1 pseudogene is annotated in these 317 nt (G+C 59.6%); it reads left to right on the forward strand.

Features of this window, described 5'->3' with window-relative positions:
- Window positions 1-317, forward strand: a pseudogene (locus QN399_RS26280) (DUF2235 domain-containing protein); the annotation flags it as partial.

The following is a 317-nucleotide window of genomic DNA, read 5'->3' on the forward strand; positions in this document are numbered from 1 at the left end:
GCATCTTTTTCGACACCGAATCCAACAAGTCCCTGTCGCCGGTGGCGAGGGCCGGGCAAGTGATTGGGGTGGGTATTGCGGTGGCCAGTGTCGGTTTGAGCATCAAGCGCCACGACCCGCGTTATCTGGTGGGTCTGCTGATTCCATCGCTGGGCATCCCCGTGTTTCGCGGCAAGGTGGGCTTTCCGCAAGTCAGCGCGTTTGATTCTGTCACGGGCATCGCCCTGCCGATGCTGGACAATCTCGACAACATTCGGGCGTTCAGCAAAGACCCTGGCGATATGCTGAAAATGGTGAAGGCCTTGCCCACACCGCCG

Origin of the sequence: Pseudomonas sp. 10C3 (genome assembly GCF_036346185.1) — a bacterium.
Lineage (GTDB): Bacteria > Pseudomonadota > Gammaproteobacteria > Pseudomonadales > Pseudomonadaceae > Aquipseudomonas.